The 22,248-nt window shown below is 67.1% G+C and carries 22 protein-coding genes; 8 read left to right on the forward strand and 14 right to left on the reverse strand.

Features of this window, described 5'->3' with window-relative positions; genetic code table 11:
• Positions 1-4 precede the first annotated feature (4 nt).
• The 6 genes from ACTIF6_RS18530 to ACTIF6_RS18555 form a co-directional block, all read right to left on the reverse strand.
• Positions 5-1,477, reverse strand: a complete 1,473-nt coding sequence (locus tag ACTIF6_RS18530) for an FAD-binding oxidoreductase (RefSeq protein WP_439589401.1) — start codon at positions 1,475-1,477, stop codon at positions 5-7.
• A gap of 36 nt (positions 1,478-1,513) precedes the next feature.
• A complete protein-coding gene (locus tag ACTIF6_RS18535; protein WP_439589402.1) occupies positions 1,514-2,557 on the reverse strand; it encodes a LysR substrate-binding domain-containing protein in 1,044 nt (347 codons plus the stop codon).
• On the reverse strand, positions 2,557-3,321 hold the full coding sequence (locus tag ACTIF6_RS18540) for a GntR family transcriptional regulator (protein WP_439589403.1): 765 nt from the start codon (positions 3,319-3,321) through the stop codon (positions 2,557-2,559). The genes ACTIF6_RS18535 and ACTIF6_RS18540 overlap by 1 nt, the downstream gene beginning before the upstream one ends.
• Before the next feature lie 153 nt (positions 3,322-3,474).
• Entirely contained in the window at positions 3,475-3,759 is a 285-nt protein-coding gene (locus ACTIF6_RS18545) for a BTH_I0359 family protein (RefSeq protein ID WP_439589404.1), read from the reverse strand.
• A gap of 150 nt (positions 3,760-3,909) precedes the next feature.
• On the reverse strand, positions 3,910-5,070 hold the full coding sequence (locus tag ACTIF6_RS18550; protein ID WP_439589405.1) for a DUF3108 domain-containing protein: 1,161 nt from the start codon (positions 5,068-5,070) through the stop codon (positions 3,910-3,912).
• Complete coding sequence (locus ACTIF6_RS18555; RefSeq protein WP_439589406.1) at positions 5,063-5,920, reverse strand: IclR family transcriptional regulator; 858 nt, start codon at positions 5,918-5,920, stop codon at positions 5,063-5,065. The genes ACTIF6_RS18550 and ACTIF6_RS18555 overlap by 8 nt, the downstream gene beginning before the upstream one ends.
• Positions 5,921-6,098: 178 nt before the next feature.
• On the opposite strand from ACTIF6_RS18555, the gene ACTIF6_RS18560 reads away from it, so the two are divergent.
• Positions 6,099-7,109: a fumarylacetoacetate hydrolase family protein gene (locus ACTIF6_RS18560; RefSeq protein WP_439589407.1), complete on the forward strand. Its 1,011-nt coding sequence runs from the start codon at positions 6,099-6,101 to the stop codon at positions 7,107-7,109.
• Here ACTIF6_RS18560 and ACTIF6_RS18565 read toward each other — a convergent pair.
• Positions 7,097-7,537 carry a VOC family protein gene (locus ACTIF6_RS18565; protein WP_439589408.1) on the reverse strand — a complete coding sequence of 147 codons (441 nt, stop codon included), beginning with the start codon at positions 7,535-7,537 and terminating at the stop codon, positions 7,097-7,099. The genes ACTIF6_RS18560 and ACTIF6_RS18565 overlap by 13 nt on opposite strands.
• A gap of 79 nt (positions 7,538-7,616) precedes the next feature.
• On the opposite strand from ACTIF6_RS18565, the gene ACTIF6_RS18570 reads away from it, so the two are divergent.
• From ACTIF6_RS18570 to ACTIF6_RS18580, 3 genes are read left to right on the forward strand one after another with little or no spacing between them, the layout of a single operon-like run.
• Positions 7,617-8,447 carry an enoyl-CoA hydratase/isomerase family protein gene (locus ACTIF6_RS18570; RefSeq protein ID WP_439589443.1) on the forward strand — a complete coding sequence of 277 codons (831 nt, stop codon included), beginning with the start codon at positions 7,617-7,619 and terminating at the stop codon, positions 8,445-8,447.
• 18 nt (positions 8,448-8,465) lie between these two features.
• Complete coding sequence (locus tag ACTIF6_RS18575) at positions 8,466-9,353, forward strand: PhaM family polyhydroxyalkanoate granule multifunctional regulatory protein (protein ID WP_439589409.1); 888 nt, start codon at positions 8,466-8,468, stop codon at positions 9,351-9,353.
• Positions 9,354-9,357: 4 nt separating this feature from the next.
• The gene (locus tag ACTIF6_RS18580) at positions 9,358-10,671 is read left to right on the forward strand and encodes an FIST signal transduction protein (RefSeq protein WP_439589410.1); all 1,314 of its coding nucleotides are present in this window, start codon (positions 9,358-9,360) and stop codon (positions 10,669-10,671) included.
• Here ACTIF6_RS18580 and ACTIF6_RS18585 read toward each other — a convergent pair.
• The 3 genes from ACTIF6_RS18585 to ACTIF6_RS18595 form a co-directional block, all read right to left on the reverse strand.
• Positions 10,643-11,920: an MFS transporter gene (locus ACTIF6_RS18585; protein WP_439589411.1), complete on the reverse strand. Its 1,278-nt coding sequence runs from the start codon at positions 11,918-11,920 to the stop codon at positions 10,643-10,645. The two genes, ACTIF6_RS18580 and ACTIF6_RS18585, sit on opposite strands and share 29 nt — an antisense overlap.
• A gap of 5 nt (positions 11,921-11,925) precedes the next feature.
• Entirely contained in the window at positions 11,926-12,636 is a 711-nt protein-coding gene (locus tag ACTIF6_RS18590) for a ProQ/FinO family protein (RefSeq protein ID WP_439589412.1), read from the reverse strand.
• Between the two features lie 66 nt (positions 12,637-12,702).
• Positions 12,703-13,434, reverse strand: a complete 732-nt coding sequence (locus ACTIF6_RS18595; RefSeq protein WP_439589413.1) for a helix-turn-helix domain-containing protein — start codon at positions 13,432-13,434, stop codon at positions 12,703-12,705.
• 131 nt (positions 13,435-13,565) lie between these two features.
• On the opposite strand from ACTIF6_RS18595, the gene ACTIF6_RS18600 reads away from it, so the two are divergent.
• Together ACTIF6_RS18600 and ACTIF6_RS18605 are read left to right on the forward strand one after the other, a co-directional pair.
• Positions 13,566-14,381: a hypothetical protein gene (locus ACTIF6_RS18600; RefSeq protein WP_439589414.1), complete on the forward strand. Its 816-nt coding sequence runs from the start codon at positions 13,566-13,568 to the stop codon at positions 14,379-14,381.
• Between the two features lie 43 nt (positions 14,382-14,424).
• Positions 14,425-16,347, forward strand: coding sequence for an MFS transporter (locus ACTIF6_RS18605; RefSeq protein WP_439589415.1), 1,923 nt, complete (start codon positions 14,425-14,427; stop codon positions 16,345-16,347).
• A gap of 9 nt (positions 16,348-16,356) precedes the next feature.
• On the opposite strand, the gene ACTIF6_RS18610 is transcribed toward ACTIF6_RS18605, so the two are convergent.
• On the reverse strand, positions 16,357-17,859 hold the full coding sequence (locus ACTIF6_RS18610; protein ID WP_439589444.1) for an aminotransferase class V-fold PLP-dependent enzyme: 1,503 nt from the start codon (positions 17,857-17,859) through the stop codon (positions 16,357-16,359).
• Between the two features lie 120 nt (positions 17,860-17,979).
• Between ACTIF6_RS18610 and ACTIF6_RS18615 the strand changes: the two genes are divergently transcribed.
• Complete coding sequence (locus tag ACTIF6_RS18615; RefSeq protein WP_439589445.1) at positions 17,980-18,444, forward strand: Lrp/AsnC family transcriptional regulator; 465 nt, start codon at positions 17,980-17,982, stop codon at positions 18,442-18,444.
• 51 nt (positions 18,445-18,495) lie between these two features.
• Here ACTIF6_RS18615 and ssb read toward each other — a convergent pair whose 3' ends face one another.
• Positions 18,496-19,005: a single-stranded DNA-binding protein gene (ssb, locus tag ACTIF6_RS18620; RefSeq protein ID WP_439589416.1), complete on the reverse strand. Its 510-nt coding sequence runs from the start codon at positions 19,003-19,005 to the stop codon at positions 18,496-18,498.
• Between the two features lie 122 nt (positions 19,006-19,127).
• On the opposite strand from ssb, the gene ACTIF6_RS18625 reads away from it, so the two are divergent.
• Complete coding sequence (locus ACTIF6_RS18625) at positions 19,128-20,513, forward strand: chloride channel protein (protein WP_439589417.1); 1,386 nt, start codon at positions 19,128-19,130, stop codon at positions 20,511-20,513.
• Here ACTIF6_RS18625 and ACTIF6_RS18630 read toward each other — a convergent pair.
• Together ACTIF6_RS18630 and ACTIF6_RS18635 are read right to left on the reverse strand one after the other, a co-directional pair.
• The gene (locus ACTIF6_RS18630) at positions 20,499-21,674 is read right to left on the reverse strand and encodes an MFS transporter (RefSeq protein ID WP_439589418.1); all 1,176 of its coding nucleotides are present in this window, start codon (positions 21,672-21,674) and stop codon (positions 20,499-20,501) included. The two genes, ACTIF6_RS18625 and ACTIF6_RS18630, sit on opposite strands and share 15 nt — an antisense overlap.
• Positions 21,675-21,807: 133 nt before the next feature.
• Positions 21,808-22,245, reverse strand: a complete 438-nt coding sequence (locus tag ACTIF6_RS18635; RefSeq protein ID WP_439589419.1) for a hypothetical protein — start codon at positions 22,243-22,245, stop codon at positions 21,808-21,810.
• Positions 22,246-22,248: the final 3 nt, after the last annotated feature.

A 22,248-nucleotide genomic window follows, 5' to 3' on the forward strand; every position in this document is an offset into this window, starting at 1 on the left:
TCTCTCAAGAGGCGGGTGGGGGGACGGGTTGCCTTGCAGGCGCGTGAGTGAAGACCGCCCCGGGGTTGAAGAGACCGGATGGGTCGAGTGCCCGGCGCACCGCGCGCATGAGATCGATCTCCTCCGGTGAGCGCAAGCGCAGCAGTTCGCCGACCAGGGTGCGGCCGACGCCGTGCTCGGCGCTGAATGTTCCGTTCACGGCATGGGCGACATCGTGGACCCGGGTTCGCACCTCGTCCGCCACCTTCGCCGGGTCTGGCAAGCGTTGCCAGTCGGCATGCCGGAACATCGGTGTGAAATGGACGTTGCCGTCGCCCAGGTGGGAGACGAACATCGTGACCGCCTGCGGGTAGACCTGCCGCACGGCTTCGCTGGCCTCCCGGATGAAGCGGGGGACCGCGCTTAGTGGCACAGCCACGTCTGCTGACAGCCCCATGCCCTCGCGCCGGTTGGCTTCGGCGGTGCCGTGGCGCAGCCTCCACATGGCCTCTCGGGTTGCGGCACTGGGCGCAATGGCCGCGTCGCGCAGCCAGCCCCGCTCCATGAAATCCGCCAGGGATTGCTCCATCAGGGTCTCGAGCACGGAGGAGGGCCCGGTGTCCGCGAGTTCCGCGAGCACGGAGAAGGGCGCCTGGGCGTCGGGTGGCGATCGCAGGTCGGGCTGGTGGCGCAGCACGTTCTCGATCTGTGCGCGATTGAGCAGTTCGAAGGCCGTGATGCGATCACCAGCGGCTTCCTTGAGACCACCGAGACAGTCCAGCGCGCGTTCGACGCTGTCCACAGTTAGCCAGGCGGTGCTCCAGCTTCGCGGCAGCGGGTGCAGGCGCAAGGTTGCTGCCGTCACGATGCCCAGCGTGCCTTCGGCGCCCACGAACAGCGAGCGCATGGCGTAACCAGCGTTGTCCTTGCGCAGTGCGCGCAGGCCGTTCCAGACATGCCCGTTCGCCAGCACCACTTCCAGGCCCAGCACGTTCTCGCGTGTGGAGCCGTACCTGAGCACGGCGGTACCGCCGGCGTTGGTGGCGATCGTGCCACCGATCTGGCACGAACCCTCGGCGCCGAAGCTCACGCCATACAAGCGGCCCCGCTCCTGAGCGGCCTGGCGGACATCGGCCAGGATGCAGCCCGCCTGCACCGTCATCGTGTCGCCCAGTGGATCGATCTCCAGGATGCGATTCATGCGGCGCAGGGCGACCACGACCGGTGGTTGGACTGCATCGCCGAGTGGGATCGCACCAGCCACCAGACCGGTGTTGCCCCCTTGTGGCACCACCGGCACGCCCGACGCGGCGCACGCGTTCACGATGGCCACGACTTCCGCCGTGCTCGATGGCAGGACCACGCAGATGGCATGACCGTGGTGGCGTCCCCGCCAGTCGACAACGTGAGGCGCCATGTCGTCCTGACGTGTCAGAACGTGTTCGTTGCCCAGTGCTTGTCGTAGATGGCTGATCAGCTCTGCCTCAGGACCCGCCATGTGTCTCCCGTGGTGGTTGCTCGATGCAGCAGCAGTCTAGGGATGACAGTCCGTATGTGCCCGGAATGCTTTTCCGACCAGGAGCGGATCCGGCGCGGCTGAGCGGGCTCGAGACACGCGCGCGCACAGCTCACGCAGCCAGTTCGAGAACGCATCGGCCGCGTCGAGCACCTCTGCGCGAGCACTCGGCAGCAGCGTGTAGCGTGTGGAAGGCACGATGCCGATGCCGAAGAGGGGGTGCAATGTGCCGTTGTCCAGCCATTCACGTGCCAGGCTGGGCCGGGCCAGCGCCACGCCCATGCCGCAGACCGCTGCCTCCAGCGCCAGTGCTGGGTCGGCCACTTGTAACCCGGCGCACGGTTCCGGCCAGTCCAGGCCAGCCTGCGCAAACCAAGGCTGCCAGGGCTCGAAGGCGCAGCGGATGAGCTTGGCGTGCCGCAGGTCTGCCGGGTGTCGCAGGCCGGCTTCGCGCGCGTAGCCAGGCGTACCGACGACGATGAGGGGTTCGTCCAGCAGATCGAGCCCGGTGTGTGAGGCGCGCGAGATGAAGCCCACCTGGAGATCGGCCTTTGCTTCATCGGCGCCGCGAGAAGTGGACAGCGAAAGCTCAATCTCCACGTGCGGATGTGCGTCCTGGAATGCCGCCAGATTCGGTAGCAGCAGGCCCCTGACGAAGGCCGATGGCGCACTCACGTGCAACCGCTGGGGACGTATGGTGCCGCGTTGATGCAGCGCCACCGAAGACAGCAGGCCCAGGGCGGCTTGCACCTGGCGCGCATACTCGATCCCGGCGACGGTTCCGGACACGCCGCGGCCCCGTCGCACCAGCAGCTTCTCGCCGAGCAGAGATTCCAGAGTCGCCACGCGCTTGCCGACGGCGCTGGCCGTGAGCGACAACTCTTCGCTGGCGCGCTCGAACGAACCCAGTCGCAGCGCGGCTTCGAACGCCCGGATGTTGGAGAGCGGCGGCAGCCGCACCTGGCTTGATGTCGCCACCGGCCTGCGCCCATCGGGGGGTGGGCCACCCTTTACAGCGAGGTATGGCGCTGTGGGCAGCCGCGTCGGCGCGATGGCCGGCATCAGTGCGTCTCCGTCGACGCGGAGCCGTCTGGCGATGACGCCGAGGTCGTTGCCCGGTGCAGGATGCGTTGTCGTGAACTGTCGATATGGCTCAACAGCATTTCCACTGCCCGTTCACCATCGTGCTCCTGCAGTGCCTTGATGAAGCGCAGATGCTCCACCATGCCCGGAATGACGCGCATTGGCCGCACGAGCTGGCTGTCCAGCCGGATCAGCCGCACGTGCAGGCTGTTGACGCGGTAGATCTCGGACAGGATGTCGTTGTCCATCGCGTCCACCATGCGATCGTGAAGTCCCCAGTCGACGGTCTCTGCGTCGTTGTCGAGCGCCGGATCGGGGTTGCCCGACTCGGCGCGCGTCAGGATGTCGCGATGCTGTTGTGCCAGCTCGTCCAGCTCGGCGTCGCTCGCCACGCCGGCGAAATGCTGGATGGCCTCCCGCTCGATCAGGGCGCGCACCTGGAAGGCATTGCGGATCAGGCGCAGATCAACGCGCGCCACCTGCAGTCCGCGCTTGGGCACCGTATGGATAAGCCGCACCGCCTCGAGTCGAGGAATCATCTCGCGGATGGCGCCCAGGGGCATTTCGAGCAACTCGGTCAGCTCCCGCTGCGAGACGAACTGGCCGGCATGCAGCCGACCGTCCAGGATCTGCTGGCGGAATTTCTCGTAAGCAAGCACCCTCAGGGACTGGCCTTCGGCTTTCGCCGCCGACCGTCGGGACGTGGTCGGGTTATGGGTGCGAACGCGTTTTTCGATCAACATGCAGATAGATTGTACATGCTGACATGTTATAAAAATAACAATCGGTCGCCAGGGGAAAAATGGAAAAGGGAGGAGGCATCAAGGCAGGCGCCGGCTTTGCCGGGCCGCAGATGCTGCTTCTGGGAGTGCGCACCGCAGGCGCGGCGCGGGCACTCAATGCATGATCACGGGCATCTGAGCCAGCGTGGCATAGCCTTCCAGCGTGTCTTCCACTTCTTCCTGTGAAGGGGTGCTTTGTTGCCAGGCTGTGATCTGAAGCTGGAACATCTCGGCCCAGGAGCCATCGAGGTAGACCTCTTTGCCCGAGCGCTTGTCCACGATCTCGAAACCGTGACGGGGAATCTGCGGGCCATCGGCCACCGCGTTGTCACCCTCTGCCGGCGCGTTGGCGAGGATGTGGACCACAGCGAAGGCATCCGAGTCGTAAAGCATGTGCATGACTGAAATTCCTTGAATTGAAAAACCTGCGTTCCTGATGACCTTATATCGGCAAAAGCATGCTGGTTTGTAGGAAGAGTCCCGTTTACATGGCAACGTTCATGCCAACTTCAAGGGTTGTCGGTTTTTACGGACAGACGGTGTGTGCACTCAGGGCTTCTGGCTGAGTTGCTGATCGGCCATGTCGCCGTTGGCCTGCGTCACCTTCAGGCGCACTGGCAGGTAATGCAATTCGGGCGCGAGCCACATCTCCACGGTGCTGTCGAATTCCTTGCGCGGCTGGCGCACCAGGTGGCGCACGCGCAGTTCGCCGGCAGGAAGCGTCAGGGTGCTCTCCTCGCCCACCTGGAAGCGCCAGATCTCCGCATCCCCGGTGCCTGCCACCTGCATGTCGATCACCTGCCCGCTGGCATAGGCCTGTGGGCGGGCCTGCAGCAGGCCCGCGATCTGCAGGAACAGGCTCAGCCGGTCCTGGGCGCCGGGAAGCAACTCGGCCTCCGGTGTGTTGGCGCTGAAGCGGATGCGATGCTGCGCGCGCTCGAAATGCGCGGCACGTTCGCTGCGACTCTTGTCGGCGAAGCGTTCGGGCATCAAGCCCTCGGAGCCAACGCCGCCCGTGCTGGTCTGTACCCGCGCACCGAGCAGGGGCATGCGCATTTCCATGCGCGCGTTGTAGCGACCGCCATCCAGTTCCCAGTCGAGCGTGCCCGTGGCGTTGTAGGAAAAGCCTTTGATTCGCCCCGCGACCTCGTATTGCAGGCGCGTGCTGGCCGGCGGCTGGGAGGGCGGCAGGGCTTTGCCGATGGGTGGTGCGGGTGATTCGTGCACGGCCTGTGTGGGGGCCGCCTGGGCCACAACGGTGCTGGCTTCCTCGGCCACCGCAACGGCGACGGGTTCGTCTGGCGGTGGCAACGCCTCTGCGGCCGGCGCGGGCGCGGGTGTTTCAACGACAGGCGCCAGGGGCTTGCGGGCAACGGCACGCGTTGGAGCTTGCGCAGGAGAAGGTGGGATGACTTGACTCGCGGGCTCGGTCGCGGGTGCGGCGTCAGGTGTCGGCACGATCCAGCGCACCTTGCTGATGTGCAGCGGTGCACTCGGTACAGGGAGCACCGAGGAAGGCGAGGCCTCATTCGGCGCTGGTTGTGCTGCCGGCGCTTCGGTCTTCAGAGTGGACGCCGGGGTCGCAAGGTCCGGTAATAGTCCGTCCGTCAACAGCCACAGATGGATCGCCAGAACGCCCAGGCCCATCAAAAGCAGCGTGTGCCAGCGCGGCGTTCCCGGTGTGGTGTGGGCGTCGGTCACGTCAGGCATGGCCCAGGTCGGCGCTGAGCTGGCGGGCGCAGCGCAGCAGGGCGGTGGCGGGCGGGCCGTCCCAGTCGGTGTCGAGTGTGGCCACCGAGCCCAGCACCACCACGCCCAGCGCCAGGCGGCCCTGGGCATCGAACACCGGGGCGCAGAAACCGCCCACGCCGGGCAACAGGCTGTGGACCACCCGGGCCAGGCCGCGCCGACGCGTTTCTTCGAAGACGGCCTGCACCTCGGCCGGGTTGCGCGGCACGTCCACCAGGGGCAGACCGCTGCGTGGCAGGTTCTTCAAATGGGCGAGCTCGTCACGGACCATGGGGTCGATGCGCTGGACATCACGCCCCTTGTTGCCCATGAAGGCAGCAAAGCAGCGGCCTGTCGCCGAAGTGAGCAATGGCATCACATCGCCCAGGCGCAAAGTCACCGGTACCGATTGGGGAGCTTCCACCCAGTGCACCATGGTGGGGCCCTGGTTGCCCCAGACAGCGATGGCCAGCGTGTGACCTGTCTCGCCCAACAGGCCGTCGATGCGTTCGCGCGCCAGACGCACGGCGTCGATGCGCGCGAGGCTGGCCAGTCCCAGGCGCAGGGCCGCAGGACCGAGGTCGTATCGGGTGCTCAGCGGATCCTGAATCACCAGGCCCATGCGCTGGAAGCTCACCAGATAGCGGTGTGCCTTGGCTGCGCTCATGCCCGCGGCGGCGGCGAGGTCGCGCAGCATCAACGCGCCCGGTGCCTCGGAGAGCGCATTGAGCAACTCGAACCCCACTTCCACCGATTGAATGCCTGCGCGCACCGGCTCGGCGTCAGAGGGCAGCAAATCGGCAATCGGGGAAACGGTGGGTTCAGCGGGCATGGACAGGTTGAGCACGAGAGGTTGGACGACAGGCAGGTCATCAGGTTCCAATGCTTTAGAATCCTGGTTTTACGGATAGGTTAACTGATTTCACTATCCGTAATGATCGAGGTGCCCGGCGCCCGCATCAAGGGGCAGAATCGTCCCGTCCAACCCAACCCGGCAGCAGGAGACTTGCATGAAACTCGCCACTTACAAAGATGGCTCGCGCGATGGACAACTGGTGGTGGTCTCCCGCGACCTGAGCACGGCGCATTATGCGACCGGCATTGCGCACAAGCTGCAGCAGGCGCTGGACGACTGGAACTTCATCAGCCCGCAATTGCAGGACCTGTATGTCACGCTGAACCAGGGCAAGGCGCGCCATGCGTTTCCGTTCGATCCGGCGCAGTGCCTGGCGCCGTTGCCACGCGCCTACCAGTGGGCCGACGGATCGGCTTACATCAACCACGTGGAACTGGTGCGCGCCGCCCGCAGCAGCGAGGTGCCCGAGTCTTTCTACATCGACCCGCTCATGTACCAGGGTGGCAGCGACGATTTCATTGGCCCCCGAGACGATGTGGTGGTGCCCAGCGAGGATTTCGGCATTGACTTCGAGGCCGAAATCGCCGTGATCACCGGCGACGTGCCCATGAGCGTGTCGCCCGAGCAGGCGCTCGACGGCATCCGTCTGCTGATGCTGGCCAACGACGTGTCGCTGCGCAACCTGATTCCGGCCGAACTGGCCAAGGGCTTCGGCTTCTTCCAGAGCAAGCCCGCCACCGCGTTCAGTCCCGTGGCCGTCACGCCCGACGAACTCGGCGACGCATGGCAAGGCGGGCGTGTGCACCTCACGCTGCAGTCGACCTGGAATGGCCGCAAGGTCGGCATGTGCGATGCAGGTCCGGAGATGACCTTCCACTTCGGTCAGCTCATCGCCCACATCGGCAAGACGCGCAACGTGCGCGCCGGCTCCATCGTGGGCAGCGGCACGGTGAGCAACAAGGGCGTGGAAGTGGACGGCCGCAAGGAATGGCCCAAGGGCTACAGCTGCATCGCCGAGAAACGCGCGATTGAGACCATCCTCGACGGCAAACCTTCCACCGAATTCATGAAGTTCGGCGACACCATCCGCATCGAGATGAAGGGCAAGGACGGTCGGTCGATCTTCGGCGCCATTGACCAGAAGATCGCTGCTCAGGTCGCGTAGACCTGCTCCAGCGAAGCATATCCTTTCACCTCGATCGGGTTGCCGAAGGGATCGCAGAAGAACATCGTCCACTGCTCGCCGGGCTGGCCTTCGAAGCGCGCCTGCGGCGGCAGCACGAAGTCGGTGCCGGCGGCCTGCAGGCGTTCGGCCAGCGCCTTCCATTCCGGCAGCAGCAACACCAGGCCGAAGTGCGGCATGGGCACGAGGTGTTCGCCCACGTGGCCGGTGCGTGCGGTCGTGAACGGCTCACCCAGGTGCAGCGAGATCTGGTGGCTGAAGAAATCGAAGTCCACCCAGGTGTCGGTGCTGCGACCTTCCGCGCAGCCCAGCACGCCGCCGTAGAAGCGGCGGGCCTCGTCGAGGTTGGTGACGTTGAAGGCGAAGTGAAACAGGCTGCGGGTCTGCAGCAGTGGGGTGTTGGCGCTCATGTCCGCAAGCATAGAGGCTCGTGGCCCGTCGAGCACAATGTCCTCGACATCACAAAGCCAGGAGACCCGCATGACCCCCGTGGACTACAGCCGCTACCAGACCCTTTCCATCACCCGGCGCGGCCCCAGCGTGGACGGCGTCCCGTCCGTGCTCGACATCCAGATGCGTGCCGATGGCCCGGGCGGCAACGGCAAGCTGCCCACCGCCGGCCATGAAGGCCACTGGGAACTCAGCGAGATCTGGCGCGACGTGGGCCGCGACGACAGCGTGCGCTGTGCCGTGCTGCGCGGCAGCGGCATGGGCTTCTCGGGCGGCGGCGACCTGGCGCTGGTGCAGGACATGGCGACCGACTTCGAGGTGCGCACCCGCGTGTGGAAAGAAGCGCGCGACCTGGTCTACAACGTGATCAATTGCGACAAACCCATCGTGAGCGCCATGCATGGCCCGGCCGTGGGTGCGGGCCTGGTGGCCGGGTTGCTGGCCGACATTTCCATCGCGGCCAAGTCCGCGAAAATCGTCGATGGCCACACGCGCCTGGGCGTGGCCGCAGGCGACCACGCGGCCATCGTCTGGCCCTTGCTGTGCGGCCTGGCCAAGGCCAAGTACTACCTCATGCTGTGCGATCCCATCAGCGGTGAGGAGGCCGAGCGCATCGGGCTCGTGTCGCTTGCGGTGGACGATGCGGCCTTGCTGGAGAAGGCTTATGAGGTGGCCGATCGCCTGGCCAGTGGCAGCCAGACCGCGATTCGCTGGACCAAGTATTCGCTCAACAACTGGCTGCGTCAGGCCGGCCCCGCGTTCGACACCTCGCTGGCGCTCGAATTCATGGGCTTCGCCGGCCCCGATGTGCGCGAAGGTGTGGCATCCTTGCGTGAGCGCCGGGCACCCCGCTACGGTGTGGACGACTGATCAGGACAGGAGACTTCCATGAGCGACGCCCCCAGCAGCGGTTTCGGCAAGTTCGTTCCCGGCTTCGAATTCCTGCAGAACCTCGCGGGCCAGGCGGCCGGCGGGGTGGCGCAAGGCATCAGCCAGAACATTCCTCAATTGCCCAATCTCGGCCACTGGGTCGCGCCCACCTTCAATGTGGAAGACCTGGAGAAACGCATCGAGGAACTCAAGGCGGTGCACTACTGGCTCGACCAGAATGCCAAGGCGCTGGGTGCCACCATCCAGGCGCTGGAAGTGCAGAAGATGACCTTGTCCACGCTCAAGTCGATGAACTTCAGCATGGGCGACGTGGCCAACGCGCTGAAGATCAAGGCGGCCGACACGCTGGCCGGCCTCACCGGTTCCGCAGCGGCCCCCGCGCCCACGCAGTTCGCGGGGCTGGAGATTCCGCCGCGCACCTATGGCAAGACCGGGGGCCAGGCCGAAGCTGAAGCCGAACCACCGGCGCCGCGCGCACCGGCCAAACGCAAGGCCCGGCCCGCGAGCAAGACCGCCAAGGCCGCTGCCGCCAGCGCGCCCACCGGCGGCGTGGTGGACCCGGTGCAATGGTGGGGTGCGTTGTCGCAGCAGTTCCAGCAGATCGCCACCAACGCCATGAAGGACGCGGCCAAGCAGTCAGCGCTCGACACCACTCGCCAGGTGGCCAGCGGGCTGACCGGCCAAGCCATGAAGACCGCCACCGGCGTGGCCGGCAAGGTCACGCGCAACCTCACCGACACCGTGGCGCGCAATGTCGGCATGGCCGCCGGCGTGGGTCGCGCCGCCGCACAGGCCGTGGGTGGTTCGCGCACCACGCCCGCGCCTGCGCGAAAGGTGGCGGCAAAAAAGGCCGCGCCCAAAAAACCCGCGAGTCGCAAACGCTGAGCCCATGAAACTCTTTCCCTACGCGCACGCCACGCACCCGCAGTGGCGCATGGCCGCCGCGCTGGTGCTGGCACAACTGCGCGCGCAGATGGCCTTGCCCGACTTCGCTGCCACGCCTTCGCTGGCACTCCTCTACATCACCGATCACTACGCCGACGAAGCCCAGGCCATCCTGGAGCACCTCAGTGCCGAGATGCCCGAGGTCACCGACTGGGCGGGCACGGTGGGTGTGGGCATTTCGGCCAACAACGTGGAGTACTTCGACGAGCCTGCGCTGTGCGTGATGCTGTGCGACCTGAGCCCGGATCGGTACCGCGTGTTCAGCGGCGTGGCGCCGTTGCTGGCCAGCGGGCGCGCAGCCGGCTCGCAAGGCTTCGAGGCGCACACCGCGCTGGTGCACGCCGATGCCCGCACACCCGAGCTGGCCGAGCTCATCACCGAGGTGGCCGATCGCACGCGCAGCGGCTACGTGTTCGGTGGTCTGGCCGGCAGCCGGGGCACCAGCGTGCAGTTCTCGCTCGGCAGCGCGGGCAACCTCACCGGGCAGGGCGCGGCCAGCGGGGTGTACTTTGGCGGCCTGAGCGGCGTTGCCTTCGGCCAGGACGTGGGCCTGGTCTCGCGCGTCACGCAGGGGGCGCAGCCGGTCGACCGCGAACGCACCGTCACCGCCGCCGATGGCAACCTGGTGCTCGAACTCGATGGCGAGCCTGCGCTGGACGTGCTGCTGCGCGAGCGCGTGATCTCGCTGGACAAGCCCGAGCAGGCCATGCCGCGCCTGCGCGCCACGCTGGTGGGCTTGACGCACGCCGAGTCCGAAGCCGTGCCATCCGTCGCCAACACCCCGCGCATGCGCGGTCAGTTCGGCACCGAGGTGATGGTGCGCCACCTGATCGGACTGGACCCGGGTCGGCGCGGCATCGCCATCGCGGATGTGGTGCCGGTGGGCACGCGTCTGGCCTTCTGCGAGCGCAACGCGCAAGCCGCACGCGCCGATCTCATCCGCGTGTGTGCCGAGGTGCGCGAGGAACTTGAGCCCGAAGAGGTCGGCATGAGCACGGCGAGCGCTCTGGCCAGCGCCGATCCCGATGCCTTGCCCCAACCCTCGCGCCGCATCGCCGGTGCGGTGTACGTGAGTTGTGCGGGACGTGGGGGGCCGCATTTCGGCAGCCCCAGTGCCGAGCTGCAGACCGTGCGCCGTGCCCTGGGCGATGTGCCGCTGGTGGGTTACTTTGCCGGCGGCGAGATCGCCCACCACCGGCTGTATGGTTACACCGGCGTGCTGACGGTGTTCACGATGCCGTCGTCGGAGACGGGCTGAGTCTGCCCAGTCCCACGCCGCGCGCGCGGGCGCGTCGCAAGAGAAAGATCACGATGCTCACATTGAGCAGGTTGAAGCCGATGCCGTTGACGAAGGCCGCCTGGTAGGACCCGGTCAGGTCGAAGATCACCCCCGACATCCAGCCTCCCAATGCCATGCCCAGCAGCGTGGCCATGAGCACGGTGCCCGTGCGCACGCCGGCCTGCACGGGCGAGAAATGTTCGCGGATGATGAGCGCATAGCTCGGCACGATGCCGCCCTGGAACAGGCCGAACATGCCGGAGATCAGGTACAGCGGCACCAGGCCATCGAACGGCAGGAACATCAGCAGGGCAATGCCTTGCAGCACCGAGCCCAGCAACAGCGTGCGCAGGCCACCGATGCGGTCGGAGATCCAGCCCGAAATGAGTCGGCTTGCCACGCCCATGCCCAGCATGATCGAGAGCATCTCGGCGCCCCGCGCCGCACCAAAGCCCAGGTCGGTGCAATAGGCCACGATGTGCACCTGCGGCATCGACATTGCCACGCAACACGACACGCCCGCCACGCACAGCAGGGCCTGCAACGTGCCGGGTGACAGGCCCAGAGGGCGCTCTTCCGTGCTCACAGGGCTCGAAACCGCTGTCGCCCGGACCGGTGCTGGCTCGGCTCCCGCCAGCGCCGGTGGTTGCCGCCGCAGCACCAGCGCCAGCGGCAGCATGACCAGGAGACAGATCGCACCGATGGTGAAGTAGGCCTGGCGCCAGCCACCGTTTTCGATGAAGTGCTGAATCATGGGTGGCCAGAGGGCACCCGCGACGTAGTTGCCGCTCATGCAGATGGCCAGCGCGATGCCGCGTCGGCGCGTGAACCAGCGCGAGGTGTCGGCCACCAGCGGCGCGAAGGTGGCCGAGGTTCCCAGCAGGCCGATCAACAGGCCATGAATCAGAGTGAACTGCCACAGGCTGTTGGACGCGCTCGCGGCGATGAACCCCAACCCCAGCCCCACCGAGCCGCCCAGCACCGGCACCATCACACCGAAGCGGTCCGACAGTCTGCCCATGAGAATGCCGCCCACACCGAAACCGATCATGGTCAGCGTGTAGGGAAAAGAAGCAGCACCCCGGTCGATGCCGAAGTCGGCCTGGATGCGGGGCAGCACCACGGTGAACGAATACATGCCCGCGCCGCCCAGCGTCATGAGCGCGAGCGACACCGCCAGCCGCCACCACGCGTAAGGCGATTCGGCTTCGGCGGGTGCAGAAGTCATGCGGCTCAGGTCCGGGGTGAAAGCCTGCCGCGCGCGCGCTCCAGGGTGCGCTGCGCTTCCTGACCCGGCATGCCGTACATGTCGGCGAATGCCTCGAGGGTCTGGCCGCTGGCCTCGAAGGCGCGCAGCAGGGCCGCGTCGCGCGCCAGGCGAGCGCTGGCGTCGGCCAGCGCCAGCCGCGTGATCTCGTTGACCACCTCGTCGCGGCTTTGCGTGGCCGTCGCATACGCCTCTTCGCCCAGGCCCGAGGCCTCGAACGCCTGAGCGATGCGCTGGCGAAGCTTGGGCACCAGGTCTTCGGGCGTGCGGCTCTGGCGGCGGCGGAACACCTCCACCAGCGCGTGGTGAACCTGCTCGGGCGTGAGCGCTTCCACGGGCTGGCCGTCGAGGTCGTGGCGCGGCTGGCCCGAGGCCACCACCGTCAGGTAACGGCTGGAACGCGTGTGCAGCGCCAGCGCGGCTTTCAGGCTTTCGGCCTCCAGCACGCCGGGCTGGGCGTCGAGCAGATCCTGGAAGATGCCGCGCTTGAGCGGTTTGAGTTGTTCGCCGAACAGTGCAGGGTAGAGCTGCGCGAGCTGGTCAAGCACCGGGTGCTGACGCTGGGCAGGTGGCCGAGCTTGTGATGGGGGTTGTCCGGCGCTCGCGCGCCGACGGCGATCGGGGCGGCGGGCCGCTGAGGCAGGCGCAGGAGCCGGTCGGGTGGTGGGGTCGTTCATGGAAGCCTGGGACGAAAGCCCGTCATCATGCCAGTGTTGGCGCTGCCGGGATGCCGGGTGAACCCCTCACCTCCTGAGCTGGCCGAAGGCCTCGAACTCCCAACTGCGCATGGCCAGCACCAGCGTGTAGCCCTCGCGGTCTTTCGCGGCCAGTTTCTGATCGGTCTGGTGCTGCTGGGCGAAATCCTGCGCCACGCGCTGCAACCGCTCCAGAAACATGGGCGCCAGCGTGCGGCTGACCGAGCCATGCACCAGCATCAGGCCTTCACCGCTGCCGTCGAAGCCACCGGAAAAATAGTCGAGCACGGCGTGGTCGCGGAAGTAGTTCATCACCGGGCCATGTGGCCGCCAGCGGAAGGTCTTGGCCAGCTTGAGCCGGTAACGGTTGAGCGGGCGCAACTCGATGATGCCGATGCGGTCGAGCTGCGCCAGGCACCTCACACACTCCGCTTCGGTCATGCGGTAAGCGGTGGTGATCTGCTCCAGGGTCCACTGGCTGAGCACGCATATGGCCACCAGCAGCAGTTTCTTGTCGGCTACCACCGCGCGTTCCTGTTCCTGCGTCATCTCGCGCAGCAGCGGCTGTGCATCGGCCACGCGCCGCGCGAGATCGGCGAAATCCAGCTTGAGCGCGCGGCAGATGGCGTCCACCCTGGAGAGCGACATGTCGCCCTTGGCCAGCATGCGCTTCACGCTCGATTCGGCCATGCCCATGGCTTGCGCCAGATCGGCATAGGTCATCTGCGCAGACTTGAGTTCCTTCTTCACGGCGAGGACGAGATCGGTGGTGGTGCTCATGGCGGTCTCGATGCTGTTCGGTATTGTTAATCGGTACTGAATCTGAAAAGGGAATCGACTGTATAGGAAATCGATGCTCTTCAGACGGCGGAGCGCCAGACACTGCGGCCACCTCAACTCCGGTTCTTCACATGAACTCTCGCTTCCCATCCCACGATCGGCTCAACGCCATGGGACTGCTCTTGCTCACCCTATGGCTGCTGGCCCTGACGCTTGGCCCCCAGCTGCAGGCGGCAGTGGGGCTCGCGCTCAACCCGCATGGTCACGCCCACCTGCATGCCCATGGGCATCCCTTCGCCGATGCCCGTACCCTCTGGGGTCTTCCCAATGCCATGGATGTGCTGAGCAACCTGCCGCTGGCGGTGGCGGGCGCTATGGGTCTGTGGGCCTTGTCTTCGCGCCGCGTTCCGCTGGAAACCGGGTGGGCGTTGCGGGTGCTCTTCGCGGGCTTTCTGCTCTCCAGCCTGGGCTCGGCGTGGTACCACGCCTGGCCCAGCGCGCAGAGCCTGGTGCTGGACCGCATGGGCATGGCGGTGGCGTTTGCCGGGGCCGTGTCGCTGGCGGTCGCCGAGCGCGTCGGACCGAGGCCCGTTGCTGCTGTGCTGGGCCTCACGCTGGTGGCGGCGCTGCTCTCTGCCGCGCTGCCGCTCACGCACGATAACGTGTTGCCCTGGGCGGTGGTGCAGTTCGGTGGTGTCGCGCTCATCGTCTGGGCCGCATGCCAGCGCCAGGTGGCGGGCGCGATCGGCGTGCACCTGGGCGCGCTCATCGCACTCTACGCGCTGGCCAAGGCGCTGGAGATGGGGGATGCCGCCGTGTTTCACGCCACGGGCGAATGGATCTCGGGCCACAGCCTCAAGCACGTGGTGGCTGCGCTGGCCGCCTGGCCGGTGCTCTCTGTCTTGAAACGCCTGCCGCTGCGGCAGAATCCAGCGGCACGGCGCTGAGACCCATCACAACCCAACCCCAGCCCGACAGGAGGAGATTTCCATGTCTGCACCCGCATCCGCCCACGAAGGTGGCCAGTTCGCCCTGCTCGGGCAGCGCCGCTTCGCACCGTTCTTCTGGACCCAGTTCCTGGGCGCGGCGAACGACAACCTGTTCAAGTTCGCCTTCACCGTGATGGTGACCTACCAGTTGCAGGTGGCGTGGTTGCCGCCGTCGCTGGCCGGCCTCGTGATCGGCGCGCTGTTCATCCTGCCCTTCCTGCTGTTCTCCGCCACCAGCGGGCAACTGGCCGACAAGTACGACAAGAAGACGCTCATCGTCTTCGTCAAGCGGCTGGAGATCCTCATCATGGCGCTGGCGGCCTGGTCGTTCTTCTCGGCCAACATCCCGCTGCTGCTGGCCTGCACCTTCCTGATGGGCCTGCATTCCACGCTGTTCGGTCCGGTGAAGTTCGCCTACCTGCCGCACCACCTCGGCGAGCGCGAACTCACCGGTGGCAACGGCATGGTGGAGATGGGCACCTTCGTCGCCATCCTGCTGGGCAACCTCGCTGGAGGCCTCATCATCGCCGTGCCCGAGATCGGCGCGCACCACGTCGGCTTCAGCTGCGTGGCACTCGCCCTGCTGGGCCGCCTGACGGCGCAGTACGTGCCCGCCACGCCGGCCACCGACCCCGGTCTGAAGATCAACTGGAACCCGTTCACCGAAACCTGGCGCAACCTCAAGCTCGCGCATGGCAACACCGTGGTGTTCCGATCGGTGCTGGGCATCAGCTGGATGTGGTTTTTCGGCGCGGTGTTCCTGAGCCAGTTCCCCAGCTTCGCCAAGGAAGTGCTGCACGGCAACGAGCAGGTCGCTTCGCTGCTGCTGATCGTGTTCTCCATCGGCATCGGCACCGGTTCGCTGCTGTGCGAGGTGCTCTCGCGCCGGCACGTGGAGATCGGCCTGGTGCCGCTGGGTGCCATCGGCATGAGCGTCTTCTCGATCGACCTGTATTTCGCCTCGCGCGGCCTGCCGCCCGTGGCCAGCCAGGGGGTGGCGCAGTTCCTGGCGGTGCCGGCCCACTGGCGCGTGCTGGCCGACCTGACCCTGCTCAGCCTGTTTGCCGGCCTGTACAGCGTGCCCATGTACGCGCTGATCCAGATGCGCAGCCAGCCCACGCACCGCGCGCGCATCATCGCGGCCAACAACATCCTCAACGCGCTGTTCATGATCGCCAGCGCGGTCATTGCCGGTGCGCTGCTCAAGGCCGGCTTCACCATTCCGCAGATGTTCCTGCTGGTGGGCCTGGCCAACGCCGTGGTGGCCTTCTACATCTTCATGCTGGTGCCGGAATACCTGCTGCGCTTCGTGGCCTGGATCGCCTCGCGCCTCGTGTACCGCTTCCGCGTCGAGGGCGACGTGCACATTCCCACCGAAGGCGCGGCCGTGATCGTGTGCAACCACGTGAGCTTTGTCGACGCCGTGCTGCTCATGGCCGCGAGCCCGCGCCCGATCCATTTCCTCATGGACCACCGCATCTTCAGGGTGCCGGTGCTGGGCTGGCTGTTCCGCCTGGCCAAGGCGATACCGATCGCACCACAGAAGGACGACCCAGCCGCCTACGAGGCCGCGTTCGAGGCCGCCACCGCCGCGCTGCGCCACGGCGAGCTGCTGGCCATCTTCCCCGAAGGCGGCATCACGCGCGACGGCCAGTTGCAGCCCTTCAAGGGCGGCGTGATGAAGATCCTGGAACTCGCCGAGCGCGAAGGCCTGCACCCGCCTGTCATTCCCATGGGCCTCACCAACCTCTGGGGTTCGTTCTTCAGCCGCGTGGAAGAGCGCGACGGCGAGCGCGTGGCCATGGTGCGACCGTTCCGTCGGGGCTTTTTCAACCGCGTGGGTCTCAACGTGGGTGAGCCGGTAGCGCCGGCATCGGTGTCGCCCGAGCTGCTGCACCAGCGGGTGGGCGCCCTGCTGGCCTGAGGAGCGGTGTCAGGCCTGGGTGGACGTTTCGGGAGCGGACCACATCTCCAGTCCACCTTCCAGGCTCCAGGCTTGCGCACGGCCCAGGTTGCGCAACGCGCGCGCAGCCTGGGCGCTGCGTTGACCACTGCGGCAAAAGAAGACCACCGGCACTTCGGCAGGGAGTTCAAGCCAGCGGGCCAGGTGGTGGGGCAAGCCGGACAGCGGTGCCGACTCGCACACCCACCCCACACCCAGGGGCGAAACGCCAGTCGCGCCCCGCTCGTGGGGTTCGCGCACATCCACCAGTCGCGGTGTCGGCCGGGCCTGCATCAGCGCAAGCAACCGGGCCGCGTTCAGCCCCGCGTTGGCGGGCAGTGAGGCACCGCAGGCGCGGATGCGGGCACAGGCTTCGTCGATGAGCGCGCTATCGTGGGTCGCGCCAAACGACAGGCGGATGGCCGCAGCGGCCTGCCACGCCGGCAGGCCCATGGCCTCCAGCACAAAGCTGGGCAGTGCCTGGGCCGCACCGCAGGCAGAACCACCGCTCACGTGAAGGCCGGCGGCATCGAACGCGTCCATCAGCTGCCGGGAGGCGATGCCCCGCACCGAAAAATTCAAGGTGGTGGGCAGGCTCAAGTCGGGAGGGGCGTTGAAGACCAGGGCCGGAAAGCTTTCCTGCAACGCGCTGGCCAGTTGTGCGCGATGCCGATGCAGCGTGGCGCCGTCATGAAAGGTCTGGCCGTCTTCCAGCGCATCCAGCACGGCGCCGAGCGCGGCAATGCCTGCCATGTTCTCGGTGCCGGCACGCAGTTCGCCTTCCTGGCCGCCGCCCGTGAGCATGGGCGTGAAGGGCGCGCCTTCGCGCACGTAGAGCAGGCCCACGCCCTTGGGGGCGAAGAGCTTGTGGCCGGAGAACGGTGCGTAGTCAATGCGCCGTTCGATCAACTTCAAGGGCAGCTTGCCCAGCGCCTGCACGCTGTCCACCATCCACAGCGCAGGGCTGCCGGACAGGGCGGCCGCGATGCCGTCGAGGTCGCTGATCACACCGGTCTCGTTGTTGGCCGCCATCGTGCAAACGAGGCCAGCGCGTGGCGCGTTTTCTGCGAGCCAAGCCAGGTCGTGGCGCCCGTCGGGTCCAACCGGGATGGGCTGCATCTCAAAGCCCAGGCCAAGCAGCTGGTTCCAGTGCTTCAGGGCGGCCGGCACCGCTTTGTGTTCCGTGGCGCCGTACAGCAGCAGGGTGGGCGCGTTGCCGCCCGCGTCGCGGCGCGAGCGCAGCTCGACCAAGGCAGACAGCACCGCAGTCTGGATGCCTTCGGTCGCACCGCTGGTGAACAGCAGCTGTCCGGTAGGCGCCGCCAGCACGCGGCGCGCGCTGGCCCGCACGCGGTCCAGCAGCGCACGGGCGCGCAGACCCGTGCCATGGATGCTGCTGGGGTTGCCGAAGGTCTCCTCCATTACCGCCAGTGCGGCGGCGCTGGCCTGAGGCAGGACCGGGGTGGTGGCATTGGCGTCGAGGTAGATGTCCATCGTTAAGGCGTAGGCGTAGCCGGGAATTCTGCGGGCGGTGGGGTGCAATGCATGTGCTTTCTTTTCGATGAATGGGAGTGAAATTGGAATCCAATTCCAATTAATATCGAATTCATGAAAATGGATTCCATCGACATCCGGATCCTGGACATCCTGCAGCGCGATGCCGAGCAGCAGGTGGCCCAGATTGCCGAGCAGGTCGGACTCTCTGCCACACCGTGCTGGCGGCGCATCCAGCGGCTCAAGGCGGCGGGCGTCATCACACGGCAGGTGGCGCTGGTGGACCCGCAGAAGGTCAACGTGGGCGTCACGGTGTTCGTCTCGGTGCGCACGAGCACCCACACCCAGGCCTGGTTCGAGCAGTTCCGCGCCACCGTGCAGGCGATTCCCGAGGTGGTCGAGTTCTACCGGATGAGTGGTGACGTGGATTACCTGCTGCGCGTGGTGGTGCCGGACATCGCCGCCTACGACCGCGTCTACAAGCGCCTGACCGCCGGCACCAGCCTGCACGACGTGAGCTCCAGCTTTGCCATGGAGGAGCTCAAACTCACCACCGCGCTTCCCCTGTCTTACGCTCAACAATGAAAAAAGCCCGCGGCCTGGAGGGCAACGGGCTTTGGCGGGAACGGCGGGTGATCAGAATGGAATGTCGTCGTCCATGTCGTCGAAGCCGCTGGACTGGCGGGCCGGTGCGGCTGCCGGGGCCTGACGGGGCGCGGTGGGCGCGGCCGCGCGCGGGGCCGCCGCGGGGCGCGAGTAGCTGCCACTGCCACCGCCGCCGCCTTCTTCGCCACTGGGGCCGCCCATGCCCTGACGGCTACCCAGCAACTGCATTTCGCTGGCGATGATGTCCGTGGCGGTTTTCTCGATGCCGTCCTTGTCGGTGTACTTGCGGTAGGTCAGGCGGCCTTCGACGTAGATGGGGGTGCCTTTTTTCACATACTCGCCCACGATTTCGGCCAGGCGTTCGAAGAAGGTGACGCGGTGCCACTGGGTTTCTTCGATGAACTCGCCGGAGTTGCGGTCCTTGCGGCGGCTGGTGGTGGCGATGCTGATGTTCGCCACGGCACCGCCCGAGGGCAGGTAGCGGATTTCGGGGTCGCGGCCGCAGTTGCCGACGAGGATGACTTTGTTGACAGATGCCATGGTGTGTCCTGAGGTGGGGGCGGCAGCCCTTGTGGGCGCGGCCGCAAATCGACTTGCCATTGTGCCGCAACTGCCGTCTCGCGCCCGGGACGCCGTGCGGCCGAGCCTTACACTGACTGGCGATGAAAGGTGAACCCGACTTCCTGCAGAGCCTGCGCGCCGAGATGGGCGACATGCGCCAGTGGCTCGACCGCGTGGTGGTCATCGGGTATGCGGTGCTCACCGGTCTCGCGGTGGTGTTGTTCACCTTGCTCGCGGACGCGGCGGTCGGGCTGTATGGCCAGTTGCGTGGTGGCTGGTGGTGGGCTCCCCTCTTGTGGACGCCCGCGCTCACGGCGTTGGTGGTGTGGGCCGTGCGCCGTTGGGCGCCGGGTGCGGCGGGCTCGGGCGTGCCGCAGGTGCTCACCGCGCTGGACCCTGCCACGCCGTTGAAGGAGCGCGCGCGTTTCGTCTCGCTGCGCCTGAGCCTTGCCAAGATCGTGGCGGTATCGGGGGGCTTGCTGGCGGGTCTTTCCATCGGGCGTCAGGGGCCCTCGGTGCAGGTGGCCGCCGGCATCATGCTGCATGCGCGGCGCTGGCTTTCCCCCTCCTCGGGCATCAGCGACCGTGAGCTGCTGGTCGCCGGCGGCGCAGCGGGCATCGCGGCGGCGTTCAACACACCCTTGGGCGGCATTGTGTTCGCCATCGAGGAGTTGTCGCGCCGGCTGCTGGATCGCAGCAGCGGGCTGATGCTCGCGGCCATCGTCATTGCCGGTCTGGTGGCTGTGTCGGCCTTCGGGAACCTGTCGTATTTCGGTCGCGTGCGCGCCGACGCCCTGTCGTGGTGGAGCCTGCTGTTGCCGGGCGCTGTCGTGGCGATCGGTTGCGGCCTGCTGGGTGGCTTGCTCTCGCGGCTCATGCTCGCGTCTTTCACCGGCCTGCCCGACCGATTCTGTGCCTACCGCCGCAAGCGGCCCGTGACCTTCGCGGCGTTCTGCGGCTTCCTGGTGGCGCTGATCGTGGTGGTCAGCAACGGGGCCACGGTGGGTGTGGGCCACGAGCACACGCGCGAGTTGCTGGATCAGGCGGCGAACGCCGAGGGCGGCCACCAGCCTTTTCTGTTCACCGGCCTGAAATTTGTGGCTTCCTGGCTCTCGGCCTGGAGCGGCGTGCCGGGGGGCATCTTCGGGCCCAGCCTGTCGATCGGCGCAGGCCTGGGGGCCGATGTGGCCTGGCTGCTTTCTTCGCCGCACGGTGTGGCGCTGATCGCGCTGGGCATGTGTGGTTTCCTGGCCGCCGTCACGCAGACGCCCATCACCGCCATGATCATCGTGATGGAGATGACCGATGGCCACAACATGGTGCTCAGCCTCATGGCCTGCGCGCTGGTGGCCAGCGTGGTTTCTCGCATGATCAGCCGCCCCCTCTACAGCACCATGTCCTTGCTCATGATGCGTTCACTGCGCGAACCCCGGCCGCTGGACGCCACCGGCCTGCCGCCCGCGACCGACCCGTCAACGCTGCGTTGAAGAGACGGGGGGCTTCATCGGCCACGCGACGACAAGCCAGACCAGCATGAGCACCGCGCTGACCGTGAAGATGCCGGCGCTGCCCCAGGCTTTGACCACCACGCCGCCCAGGCTGCCGCCGGCAAAGATGCCGAGCGACATGAGCGTGTTGTAGACGCCCAGCGCTGCGCCACGCTGGCGCGGTTCGGCCAGGCGCGAGACCAGGCTGGGCTGGCTGGCCTCCTGCGTATTGAAGCCGACGAAATACAGGCACAGCAGCAGCGCCGCCGGCCACAGCGAAGGCGCCTGCAGGCTGAGAAGGAAACCCAGTTGCACCAGAGCAATGAGGGCGATGGAGCCCATGTAAACGGCCTTGAAATGGCCCATGCGCTCCAGGCGGAACAGCAGGCCGCCCATGATGAGCAGCGAAGCCAGCACCGCGGGCAGGTAGATCTTCCAGTGCTCTGCCGTGGGCACGCCGGTTTCCATCAACAGCGCGGGCACGGCCATCCACATCGCGATCTGCACCGCGTGCAGCAAGAACACACCCAGGTCCACGCGCAGCAGCTCGGCGTTCGCCAGCACCTCGCGCAGGCCACCGCGGCCACCGGTTCGCGGCAGCGCGGGCTCGGGGGGCACCACCCAGGCCACCACCGCCATGCCGATGAACGCGAGCACGGCGGTGAGGGCGAACAGGCCCGCCAGTCCGATGTGGGGCACGAGCAGCGGCGCCATCACCAGCGAGAGCGCGAACATGAGCGCGATGCTGATGCCCACCAGCGCCATCGATTTGGTGCGCACCTGGTCGCGCGTGAGATCGGCCAGCAAGGCGGTGACCGCCGCCGAGATGGCGCCCGCGCCCTGCAGTGCGCGGCCGGCCACGAGCCAGGGCAGCGTGGGCGCCCAGGCCGCCAGCAGGCTGCCCAGGGCGAACACGGTGAGCCCTGCCAGGATCACCGGCTTGCGGCCCAACCGGTCCGACGCCATGCCCAGTGGCACCTGCAGCAGGGCCTGCGTAAGGCCATAAATGCCCATGGCCAGGCCCACCAGGGCGGGGTCGTCACCGCCGGGATAGTGGCGGGCTTGCAGGGCGAACACCGGCAACACCAGGAACAGGCCCAGCATGCGCAGCGCGTAGATGGAGGCCAGAGCCCCGCTGGCGCGGCGCTCGGTGGGCGTCATGCGAACGGCGGTGTTCGCTTCGGTGGCCGGGTGAGAGGAGAGGGAGGACAGGGGAAGCGACAAGGCGGCTGGCGGGTGCGGGAAAGACCGGTATTGTCAGCGAAAGGCCTGGGCCCACCGCCACCCGACAGGACTACCGGGTCATGGGTTCCCCGTGGACGAGCAGGTCCATGGCGGCCAGCACGGTCGGCGATGCGGCCTGGAAGGTGAACTTGCCGCGCCCCCGGGCACGGACTTCCAGACGCGGCGTGAACCAGGCGTCGAAGGCCTTCACGCGCAGCAGGCGCACCTGGGCCACGTCGGCCAGCGGCACGCTGGTGCGCCACAGCCAGCCCTGCGAGATGGCATCGGTGCTCATTCGGGTGGTGCTCAAGAGAATCGTCATGTACTGCCAGAGCACCGTGGCCACAGCCAGGCCTGCCAGCAGCCGCAGATCCGCCGGCCAGGGCGTGGCGAGCAAGGCATCCCGGGCCATCCAGGCGGTGCCGAGCAGGCCGCCCAGTGTCAGTGTGGCCAGCGCCTTGATGGCCCGCGGGTAGGAAGTGCCTTCGACGAAGGCGGTGCCGTCCATCGG

Source organism: Hydrogenophaga sp. (assembly GCF_051860785.1).
Lineage (GTDB): Bacteria > Pseudomonadota > Gammaproteobacteria > Burkholderiales > Burkholderiaceae_C > Hydrogenophaga.

Coding starts and splice junctions, on each gene's coding strand:
- ACTIF6_RS18530 (WP_439589401.1), bottom strand. CDS start 1,477: ATGGCGGGTCCTGAGGCAGAGCTGATCAGCCATCTACGACAAGCACTG.
- ACTIF6_RS18535 (WP_439589402.1), bottom strand. CDS start 2,557: ATGCCGGCCATCGCGCCGACGCGGCTGCCCACAGCGCCATACCTCGCT.
- ACTIF6_RS18540 (WP_439589403.1), bottom strand. CDS start 3,321: ATGTTGATCGAAAAACGCGTTCGCACCCATAACCCGACCACGTCCCGA.
- ACTIF6_RS18545 (WP_439589404.1), bottom strand. CDS start 3,759: ATGCACATGCTTTACGACTCGGATGCCTTCGCTGTGGTCCACATCCTC.
- ACTIF6_RS18550 (WP_439589405.1), bottom strand. CDS start 5,070: ATGCCTGACGTGACCGACGCCCACACCACACCGGGAACGCCGCGCTGG.
- ACTIF6_RS18555 (WP_439589406.1), bottom strand. CDS start 5,920: ATGCCCGCTGAACCCACCGTTTCCCCGATTGCCGATTTGCTGCCCTCT.
- ACTIF6_RS18560 (WP_439589407.1), top strand. CDS start 6,099: ATGAAACTCGCCACTTACAAAGATGGCTCGCGCGATGGACAACTGGTG.
- ACTIF6_RS18565 (WP_439589408.1), bottom strand. CDS start 7,537: ATGAGCGCCAACACCCCACTGCTGCAGACCCGCAGCCTGTTTCACTTC.
- ACTIF6_RS18575 (WP_439589409.1), top strand. CDS start 8,466: ATGAGCGACGCCCCCAGCAGCGGTTTCGGCAAGTTCGTTCCCGGCTTC.
- ACTIF6_RS18580 (WP_439589410.1), top strand. CDS start 9,358: ATGAAACTCTTTCCCTACGCGCACGCCACGCACCCGCAGTGGCGCATG.
- ACTIF6_RS18585 (WP_439589411.1), bottom strand. CDS start 11,920: ATGACTTCTGCACCCGCCGAAGCCGAATCGCCTTACGCGTGGTGGCGG.
- ACTIF6_RS18590 (WP_439589412.1), bottom strand. CDS start 12,636: ATGAACGACCCCACCACCCGACCGGCTCCTGCGCCTGCCTCAGCGGCC.
- ACTIF6_RS18595 (WP_439589413.1), bottom strand. CDS start 13,434: ATGAGCACCACCACCGATCTCGTCCTCGCCGTGAAGAAGGAACTCAAG.
- ACTIF6_RS18600 (WP_439589414.1), top strand. CDS start 13,566: ATGAACTCTCGCTTCCCATCCCACGATCGGCTCAACGCCATGGGACTG.
- ACTIF6_RS18605 (WP_439589415.1), top strand. CDS start 14,425: ATGTCTGCACCCGCATCCGCCCACGAAGGTGGCCAGTTCGCCCTGCTC.
- ACTIF6_RS18610 (WP_439589444.1), bottom strand. CDS start 17,859: ATGGACATCTACCTCGACGCCAATGCCACCACCCCGGTCCTGCCTCAG.
- ACTIF6_RS18615 (WP_439589445.1), top strand. CDS start 17,980: ATGGATTCCATCGACATCCGGATCCTGGACATCCTGCAGCGCGATGCC.
- ssb (WP_439589416.1), bottom strand. CDS start 19,005: ATGGCATCTGTCAACAAAGTCATCCTCGTCGGCAACTGCGGCCGCGAC.
- ACTIF6_RS18625 (WP_439589417.1), top strand. CDS start 19,128: ATGAAAGGTGAACCCGACTTCCTGCAGAGCCTGCGCGCCGAGATGGGC.
- ACTIF6_RS18630 (WP_439589418.1), bottom strand. CDS start 21,674: ATGACGCCCACCGAGCGCCGCGCCAGCGGGGCTCTGGCCTCCATCTAC.
- ACTIF6_RS18635 (WP_439589419.1), bottom strand. CDS start 22,245: ATGGACGGCACCGCCTTCGTCGAAGGCACTTCCTACCCGCGGGCCATC.